This is a genomic window from Marinobacter sp. (assembly GCF_046484525.1).
Taxonomy (GTDB): Bacteria; Pseudomonadota; Gammaproteobacteria; order Pseudomonadales; family Oleiphilaceae; genus Marinobacter.
Genome location: NZ_JAWOIS010000034.1, coordinates 1 through 8900, shown reverse-complemented (window position 1 = coordinate 8900; position 8900 = coordinate 1). Strand labels below are relative to the sequence as shown.

Genomic DNA, 8900 nt, shown 5'->3' with positions numbered 1-8900 from the left:
CGTTCTGGCCCTTGGGGTAATAACGGGCTACCTTCTTTTCCAACTGCTTCCAGGGAATCAGCTTGTCCATCCGTTCCAGAAAGATCTCGCGACGGGTCTTACGCTTCTTGTTCTGGTACTCGGCTTCGGAGAAGGTCATCTGATCCATGGTGGCGACGAATCCTATGTAGTTGGCGATGGCCATATTATCGCTGATTTTGAGACTTATTCAGAGTCTCCCTAATAATCTCACTAGTTTGATGTCGATTGCTTTCTGACAATCTATTTGAAAATACATGCTTCCAGCTTATTATTATTTCCGTGCTTTCAATTGGCGGACTGGCGTAATGCCTTAGAAGGCTGAGATTGGCGCTAGCAGTCGTTTTGATATCTCGGTCTAGCACTAAACACCAGTCTATTCCCTGTAACTCCCAGTAGGTCTTCTCCATGATTTGCTTTTGGACGGTTCGCTTGTTTCCTATGCTCTTGGCAGGCTTGACGGAATAGGCCTTCCATTCGCCACTATCAAGTTTGACAAGAAAATCCGTTGTAATAACCATGTTCGTCGTCGTTCTTATATACCTTGGATGCTTTATCTCTAGGGCTTCCGAAATGAGTCGCGTCCTTGTTACAGGAAGAAGTGGAAACTGTTCGTATATCTCAATAACTTCTGGCCGGAACTCTAATAAGACAAAGAAAAGGTATTCATTTGTCGACAGGAAATGATGAACTCTCTTGGATTTAATGCCCTGGCACTTGTGTTTTGTTCCAAATGAGGCTACATCCCCGGTTTTAATGAACGGTTCGTATTTTCCGGCACTCCATTCCTTTTTCCATTTGGTTATCCATCTATTTCTGTCGTCTATAGTAATGTTTTTTCGTTTCTTCATGTCATCCACCCATTGATCTGTCGATATGCTACCAGCGGGCAGTCATTATTATAAATACTTTATTTTCATAAGCTGTTGATTTAATTTTAATTAAAATAAATGTACGTGATTTAAATTCATAAAAAATAAAGGCCAGTTAAGTATATGTAGTTAATGGTCTTTTATTTTGTAATGTGTTCGCTTGTTTGTGTTCTCTTAATGGCTCAAGAAAACCTATATATCGTTTTGGAATAATGAGGGTTTTGTCAGTTGGCTTTCTTGAAGATTTTATACTTATTTTTGGATGGCACGGAGGAGCATTATATGGATGACAAAAAGAGATCACTTGAACTAAAGAGGCTTTCGAAATTGCACGATAAGTTTCTGGAATCCCTCGAGCCTACTCGAGGGCTCAGCTCTATTCACGTCGCTTCGGGATGCATAGAGCTGGGCGCATGGATGCTTTTGAGATGGGATCAGGAGGTCAGGACTAGGGGAGACTTTGTGTACATCTCTGATGCTCACTACAAACGGTCTGGACTCTACATCGACTACGACAGTCTTCTGGGTTTTGATTATGACGAACTTGTCGACGCGCTCCTCGGAGAGATGCCGCCATCATCCGGTTAATTTCATCTTTCGATGGTTAAAGATGGGCCCGCGCGTGTGAGCCTGCTTTGACTGAGAAATCCGATCTTTCGGCGGCATAGCTCCGACCATTCCCTTTTAATGAAATGGCACGCATTCTAAGAATGTCTATAAACAATTATTTATTTGTCAGCTTTGTCTAAAAGTATTTATGTTTGTCTCAATCTGAATTATTTCAGGCCACCCTCAGTCCACATTCCCGGCAGCAACGCCAGAAGCCCAGGCCCACTGAAAATTGTGGCCGCCCAGGTGGCCGGTGACATCCACCACTTCCCCGATGAAATACAGGTTTGGCCGGTCCAGGACTGCCATGGTCTTTGACGAGAGCTGGCGGGTGTCGACGCCGCCGAGGGTGACTTCCGCCGTGCGATATCCCTCGGTGCCCGCGGGCTTGATGGTCCACTCTCCCAGGGTTTTGGCAACGGTTTCGATATCGGCGTTCTTGTACTCCTGCAGCGGGCCGGTCCAGCCGTGAAGCTCGTTGAAGGCGCTGGCAAAGCGTTTCGGCAGGTACTCCGCCAGATACTGTGCGACGGTGGTGCGCGGTTTCTGCTTGCGCAGGCCCATCAGGTCGTCTTCGATCCGCCGCGTTGGCAACAGGTTGATGCTGATGTCATCCCCCGGATACCAGTAACTGGAAATCTGCAGCATGGCCGGGCCACTCAGGCCCCGGTGGGTGACCAGCATGGGTTCCCGGAAATGCTGGCGGTTGCATTCGGCGTCCACCGGGCAGCTGATCCCGGCCAGCGGTGCCAGCTGGGTTTTCAGCTCTGGCTGCAGTGTGAAGGGCACAAGCCCGGCACGGGTGGGGAGCACTTCCAGGCCGAATTGCCGGGCGATCTCGTACCCGAAGCCGGTGGCGCCCATGGTCGGAATCGAGAGCCCGCCGGTGGCAATCACCAGGGATTCGCAGGTCAGTGCGCCACTGCCGGTTTTCAGGCGATAGCCCGCCCCTGCCTCACTGACGGACGTGACCGCGGTTTTCAGCCGGATTTCCGCCCCGGCCCATTCGCATTCAGTCAGCAGCATGGTCAGGATGTCCTTGGCGCTGTCCCGGCAGAACAACTGACCCGGGGCTTTCTCCTCGTGTTCGATACCGTGGCGATCCACCAGTTCCAGGAAATCCTGGGGGGTATAACGCTTCAGCGCCGAGATGCAGTAGTGGGGGTTATCGGACAGGAAATTGGCCGGTGTGCTGTTCAGGTTGGTGAAATTGCAGCGCCCGCCGCCGGACATGAGGATTTTTTTTCCGGGCTTGTTGGCGTGGTCCACCACCAGTACCCGGCGCCCCTGGTAGCCTGCGGTCGCGGCACACATTAGCCCGGCAGCGCCGGCGCCGATGATGATTACGTCGTAGTGGGATGCCGAGGATGCTGTCATTACTGCCCGCCGGTGTGAGTGAACGGCGGGCAGTATATCAGTCTCAGGGCAGGTGTACGGAACCTTGCATGTAGAACGCGGCCTGGCCGGCGATATCGATACGGTCGCCCTTCAGTTCACAGCGCAACAGGCCGCCCCGGGCTGACAGCTGCTTTGCCTTAAGGGAGGACTTGGCCATTTGCTGTGCCCAGTAGGGCACGAGCACGCTGTGGATGGAGCCGGTCACCGGGTCCTCGTCGATGCCGGCGCCGGGTGCAAAATAACGGCTGACAAAGTCGCAGTCTTCGCCCCGGGCAGTGACGATCAGCCCCTGGTTGCCGAGGGTCTTGAGCTTGCGAAGATCGGGCTCGGCCGACCGGACCGCCGCTTCGTTTTCCAGCACCACCATGTAGTTGGTGTCGTTGGGCACGTAGAAGGCGGTCTCCGGCGCACCCTCAAGGGCCTCGTGGATGATTGCGGGTGTCTGGCGTTGCTCGAAAGCAAGGTTGGGGAAGTCGAGCACCAGCCAGTCATTGTTCCTGCGAACGCCCAGATGGCCGCTTTTTGACTGCAGGGTAATCTTCTCTCCAGTCCAGTCCAGCTTATTGAAGATGACCCAGGCACTCGCCAGCGTGGCATGGCCGCACAGGGGCACTTCCACCGTGGGAGTGAACCAGCGGATGTGGAAATCGGCCTCATCTGCCTCCGGCAGCCGGACCAGGAAGGCGGTTTCGGACAGGTTGTTTTCCATCGCCAGGGCCCGGAGGGTGTCATCCGGCAACCAGTGGTCCAGGGGCATGACGGCGGCCGGATTGCCACCAAAAACACGGTCGGTAAAAGCGTCGACCTGGAAGATCGGGTGCATCATCGGTTTGTCTCCTCGAGTGTGCGTCCAGCGTAATCATGGGCCTTGTATCTGGCAAACTGCTCCAGCTCGCCCTCACTGTAAAGGTGCACCTCCGGCGTGGGGTGGCCGAGCGTCAGAATCCAGTGCCCGTGGCTTGCCCGGCGGATGGTGAATCCGAGGTCTTTTAGCCATTTCCGGGTGACCCCCGGCCGGATGGTGCCCAGGGGCAGGGTTGGTGATGCCAGTCCCAGGAGATCCTTGCGGGTAGAGGCAGGGATGTCCGGGAGCAGGACAGGAGCGGCTGAGTGCCGTGCAGGAACAGTGGCGGATCCCATGGTGAAACTCCTTCTTCAATGAGCTTGTCATCATTGTCCTGCTTTGCTGACGGGCATAACAGATTCAGTTAATCTGTTTTTGAACCGGTACAGACGAGTCTCAAGAGTGTCTGTACCGGTTCATTTGCTGCCGATCTGTACTGCCCCATTGCCGGACAGGTCTGGTGCAATAACAAGGGAGATACCAGGTAGGAGGGAGACCGTATGGGCGTTCTATACAGCCAGGTGGCGGATCAGCTGCAGGCGCTGATCCAGGAAGGGGTGTACCGGGAAGGCGACCGGTTGCCCGGCGTACGGGTATTGAGCCGGCAGTTCGGGGTGTCGATTTCGACGGTATTGCAGGCCCACCAGACCCTGGAGGCACGGGGGTACCTGGAAGCCCGGGAGCGCAGCGGCTATTTTGTGCGCCTGCCGGTCCTGGATGTGCCCGAGCCGAACATGCCAAAACACCGAAGCCGGCCGGTCCCGGTAACCGCGCGTGAAATGACCCTGGATCTGTGTGCCGATGAACAGAAACGCATGGTGCCGCTGGCCACCGCCATTCCGCACCCGGATTACCTGCCTCTGCGCCAGATCCAGCAAAGTACGCTTTGGGCGGCACGAAGGGGTCTGGAAACCCTGGATTACGCCTTTCCCGGCAAGGAATCGTTCCGCCGACAGATTGCCCAGCGCATGGCCACCATCGGCGTGCCGGTTACGCCGGATGATATCCTGGCAACCAACGGGGCGCAGGAAGCGATCATCCTGGCTCTGCGGGCGGTGACCCAGCTGGGGGACATCGTGGCGGTGGAGTCGCCGTCGTTCCCCGGTATTCTCCAGGCGCTGGAGGTGGTGGGCTTGCGGGTCATTGAAATCCCCACCCACCCCTCGGAAGGCCTTAGCCTCGAAGGCCTTGAGCTGGCACTGGAGCAGTGGCCCCTGAAAGCCTGTGTGGTGGTGACCAACCACAGCAATCCCATGGGGGCGCGCATGTCCGATGAGCGCAAGAAACAGTTGGTGTCCATGCTGGCGGCGGCCAATGTGCCCCTCATCGAGGACGATATCTACGGCGATCTGTACCACACCGGTGAGCGGCCCCGGCCCGCCAAGGCCTTCGACCGGGCCGATAACGTGATTTACTGCAGTTCCTTCTCGAAGACCATTTCCCCGGGCCTGCGTCTGGGCTGGATGATCCCCGGCCGACACATGGCCAGCGCCCGCCAGCACAAGTATTTCGTCAACCTGGCAACTTCCTCGATTCCCCAGCTGGCGGTTGCCCATTTCCTGGAGCATGGTGGCTATGACCGGTACCTGCGCTCCGCCCGACAGCACTACCGGGAAGCGACCGAGCGCATGCGATCGGCGGTGGCCCGCTCATTTCCGGAAGGGACCGCGGTGAGTCGGCCCCAAGGCGGGTTTGTGCTCTGGGTGCAGCTACCGGAGGGGGTATCTGGAACGGAGGTGTACCAGCGGGCAAGGGCGGAGAATATCAACGTGGCTCCCGGACTGATGTTCTCCACCACCAACAAGTTCGATAACTGTCTCCGCCTGAACGGCGGAAACCCCTGGACCGGAACCATCGAAAAGGCCGTCGCCAGGCTCGGCGCGCTGGTTCACGAGGTGACGGGACACTAGCTCTTGCGGCGCAGATCCAGGGGGTCAACGAGCCCTGCCGCTATGGCGATGCCGGTCACATCCGGTAGGCGCTCAGCGCCCAGGCGTTTCATGACCCGGGCCCGGTACAGGTCGATGGTCTTGACGCTGACCCCCAACTGATCGGCAATCTCACGGCTGGTATACCCCTGCGCCAGAGGCAGGAAAACATCCCGCTCCCGGCGGGTGAAGGTATCGATCAGTGCCTCGGTGCGGGCATTGCCATGGAAACGCTGCCCGCTCTGCCGCTCCTGGAGGGCCTGCTGGACGCTGTCGAGCAGCAGCTGCTCGTTGAACGGTTTCTCGATGAAATCGAAAGCGCCGGATTTGAAAGCCCGGACCACGATAGGCACGTCCGCATGGCCGGAGACAAAAATGATCGGCACCTCCAGTCCCCGTTTCTGCAGTTCCTCCTGGACGTTGAGGCCACCGAGCCCGGGCATCCGTACATCCAGTACGACGCAGCCGGCGCTGGTGTGGCCCACGGCATCCAGGAATTTCCGGCCGTCGCTGTAGGCCTCAACCCTCAGTCCAACGGACTCGAGCAGCCACTGGGTCGACTCGAGCATCCCAGCATCGTCATCGACCACGTAAACGGTGGTGGGCTGGTTACTGGGTGATTCAGTCATTCCGGGAAATCTCCGCTGTTACAGTTTTGTTTTTGTTTCCGCTGGCGGGGAAGCGGCAGGTGAGGGTAAGGCCATCGGTCTTCGCGGGCCGGGCATCCAGGAAGCCGCCAAAGCCTTCGATAATGGAGCGGCTCATGGACAGGCCAAGGCCGAGACCCTGGGGCTTGCTGGTATAGAAAGGCTGAAACATCTGGCGAATTTCCTGCTCGCCCAGTCCGGCGCCTTGGTCGGTGACCTCGATCAGCGTCTCGTGCCAGTCATTGATACAGGTGGTCAGCGTAAGCTCGGCCGGGCCTTCCTGGTCAGTGCTGCCCGTTTGCCGGGACTCGACGGTGGCTTCGATCCCGTTGCGGATGAGATTGATCAGGACCTGCTCGAGTAACACCGGATCGGCGGTGATCACCGGCGCAGCATCACACAGCCGCTCCCGGATCCTGACCCGGTTCTTGTCTGCTTCCCACTGGCACAGGCGGGCCACATTGCTGACCACGTCATTGATGGAAATCGGAGCAGTTCGTTTCTGGCCCTTGCGTAGGAAAGCCCGGAGCCGCTTGATCACTTCCGAGGCCCGGTTGGCGTGGTGAACGATCTTCTGCAGGCCGTCGTCCACCCGGTCCAGGCATTCGGGATTGCTTCGCGCATTCTTCAGGTACCGCTGACTGGCGCTGGCAAAGTTCACAATGGTGGCCAGTGGCTGGTTCATCTCGTGGGCGATGCTGGAGGCCAGTTCGCCGAGGGTCGCCAAGCGCGCGGCATGAGCCAGTTCGTCCGCCAGTCGCCGGTTGCTTTCCTCGGATTCCAACCGGGCGGTAATGTCCCTGGACACGCTGATGACTTCTACCACCGCACCGGTGTAAGTCTCGCGGATGGCGCGGCTGGCAATCTCGAACCAGCGCTTGCTGCCGTCCCGGTGCAGGATCTCCAGGGTCATGGTGGCGTAGCCGTCGTCCCGCAGGCGGTTACGGGCTTCCACCAGCTGCTCGACCACGTGATCGCCCCGGAACACCTCTTCCAGCGGCTTGCCCCGAAGCTCCTCGGGCCAGTAGCCCAGCAACCGCCACGACGCCGGCGTTGCATCGATGAACCGACCGTCCGGGGCGTGGCGGGAGATCAGGTCGGTGGTGTTTTCGGTAATCAGCCGGTACAGGCGGTTGGACTGCACGGCCTGCTCCCGGGTGCGAATTTCCTCGGTGGCATCCCGCCCCCGGAGCAGTACCTGATTGCCGTCCCGGTCCGGGATCAACGTCCAGAGCAGGATGTGGCCGGGTATCCGGGATTCGACATTCTCGATGGCCCGGTTCTGCTGAAGCGCAGAATGCACCAGGGCCTCTGTGTTCACCGGCAGCAGGTCTACCGCACTGTCCAGGCCGGCGCTGCTGACCAGATCGATGGCACTGCGGCTGGCCTTGAGCAGGGCAGCGTCCCGGCCAAGGATCAAGCCGGGTTGCGGGTCGGCGTCCGACAAACTAAATACCGTATCAGGGGGGAAGTCGGTCATATCATCGTTGTTATAGTATTGACACTATAATACCTTGGTGTAGTTCCTAGTATTTGTCCCATCAAATACCATTCTGACTAGCGTGAATTATAGCCAGATTAGCGATTTTCCTGAATACGCCATAAGAACAACAGTGCTCCAAGAGGAACCCATCATGACCTCGATTTTTGACCAGGGCCTGGCGCCCGTCGATGCCAACTACGCCGTCCAGTCGCCGATTGATTTCATCGAGCGTACCGCGAGTGTTTATCCGGAATACCCAGCCATCATTCATGGGGCGATCCGGTACAACTGGGCACAAACCTACGAGCGTTGCCGCCGCCTGGCTTCGGCCCTACAGGGTCGCGGGATCGGTCGGGGTGATACCGTTGCCGTGATGCTGCCGAACATTCCCGCGATGGTGGAGTGCCATTTTGGCGTGCCCATGATCGGCGCCGTGCTCAATACCCTGAACGTGCGCCTGGACGCCGACGCCATTGCCTTCATGCTCGAGCACGGAGAAGCCAAGGTGGTGATTGCCGATCGAGAGTTCGGTCAGGTCATCAGGGACGCTGTCCGTCACCTGGAGCACAAGCCGCTGGTCATTGATGTGGATGACCCGGAGTACGGCGAAGGCGTGCAGGTCAGCGATCTCGATTACGAGGCGTTCCTGCAGGAGGGTGATCCGCAGTTCCAGTGGAGCTTCCCCGAGAACGAGTGGGACGCGGTTTCCCTGAACTACACCTCCGGTACCACCGGCAACCCCAAGGGCGTCGTCTATCACCACCGCGGGGCCTATCTCAATGCATTGGGCAACCAGGCTGTCTGGTCCATGGACATGCATCCGGTCTATCTGTGGACCCTGCCGATGTTTCACTGCAACGGCTGGTGTTTTCCGTGGACGATGTCCGCCATCGTCGGCACGCATGTCTGCCTGCGGCAGGTGCGGGCCGAGCCGATCTGGAACGCCCTTGCCGACGAGGGGGTCACGCATCTCTGCGGCGCCCCGATCGTGATGTCGCTGATGATCTCGGCGCCGGACACGGTGAAACGCGACCTTGACCACGCCGTCCAGTTCTTCACCGCCGCCGCGCCGCCGCCGGAATCGCTGTTGGCGGAAATGAC

9 protein-coding genes are annotated in these 8900 nt (G+C 58.1%); 3 read left to right on the top strand and 6 right to left on the bottom strand.

What is annotated here, in order from left to right:
- Positions 1-185 precede the first annotated feature (185 nt).
- Positions 186-869 carry a TnsA endonuclease N-terminal domain-containing protein gene (locus R6W86_RS07415; protein WP_410328734.1) on the bottom strand — a complete coding sequence of 228 codons (684 nt, stop codon included), beginning with the start codon at positions 867-869 and terminating at the stop codon, positions 186-188.
- Positions 870-1172: 303 nt separating this feature from the next.
- Here R6W86_RS07415 and R6W86_RS07410 point away from each other — a divergent pair, with 303 nt between their 5' ends.
- Positions 1173-1478, top strand: coding sequence for a hypothetical protein (locus R6W86_RS07410; protein WP_410328733.1), 306 nt, complete (start codon positions 1173-1175; stop codon positions 1476-1478).
- A 204-nt stretch (positions 1479-1682) separates the two neighbouring features.
- On the opposite strand, the gene R6W86_RS07405 is transcribed toward R6W86_RS07410, so the two are convergent.
- From R6W86_RS07405 to R6W86_RS07395, 3 genes are read right to left on the bottom strand one after another with little or no spacing between them, the layout of a single operon-like run.
- Complete coding sequence (locus R6W86_RS07405; protein WP_410328732.1) at positions 1683-2876, bottom strand: NAD(P)/FAD-dependent oxidoreductase; 1194 nt, start codon at positions 2874-2876, stop codon at positions 1683-1685.
- A 43-nt stretch (positions 2877-2919) separates the two neighbouring features.
- The gene (locus R6W86_RS07400) at positions 2920-3723 is read right to left on the bottom strand and encodes a PhzF family phenazine biosynthesis protein (protein WP_410328731.1); all 804 of its coding nucleotides are present in this window, start codon (positions 3721-3723) and stop codon (positions 2920-2922) included.
- Positions 3720-4037 carry a hypothetical protein gene (locus R6W86_RS07395; protein WP_410328730.1) on the bottom strand — a complete coding sequence of 106 codons (318 nt, stop codon included), beginning with the start codon at positions 4035-4037 and terminating at the stop codon, positions 3720-3722. Before R6W86_RS07395 ends, R6W86_RS07400 begins: the two co-directional genes overlap by 4 nt.
- Before the next feature lie 204 nt (positions 4038-4241).
- On the opposite strand from R6W86_RS07395, the gene R6W86_RS07390 reads away from it, so the two are divergent.
- Entirely contained in the window at positions 4242-5651 is a 1410-nt protein-coding gene (locus R6W86_RS07390) for a PLP-dependent aminotransferase family protein (RefSeq protein WP_410328729.1), read from the top strand.
- Here R6W86_RS07390 and R6W86_RS07385 read toward each other — a convergent pair.
- A complete protein-coding gene (locus tag R6W86_RS07385) occupies positions 5648-6298 on the bottom strand; it encodes a response regulator transcription factor (protein ID WP_410328728.1) in 651 nt (216 codons plus the stop codon). The genes R6W86_RS07390 and R6W86_RS07385 overlap by 4 nt on opposite strands.
- Positions 6291-7796, bottom strand: a complete 1506-nt coding sequence (locus R6W86_RS07380) for a sensor histidine kinase (protein ID WP_410328727.1) — start codon at positions 7794-7796, stop codon at positions 6291-6293. Before R6W86_RS07380 ends, R6W86_RS07385 begins: the two co-directional genes overlap by 8 nt.
- 154 nt (positions 7797-7950) lie before the next feature.
- Between R6W86_RS07380 and R6W86_RS07375 the strand changes: the two genes are divergently transcribed.
- Positions 7951-8900 (top strand): AMP-binding protein (locus R6W86_RS07375; protein ID WP_410328735.1); only part of this gene is annotated, 950 nt, incomplete at its 3' end.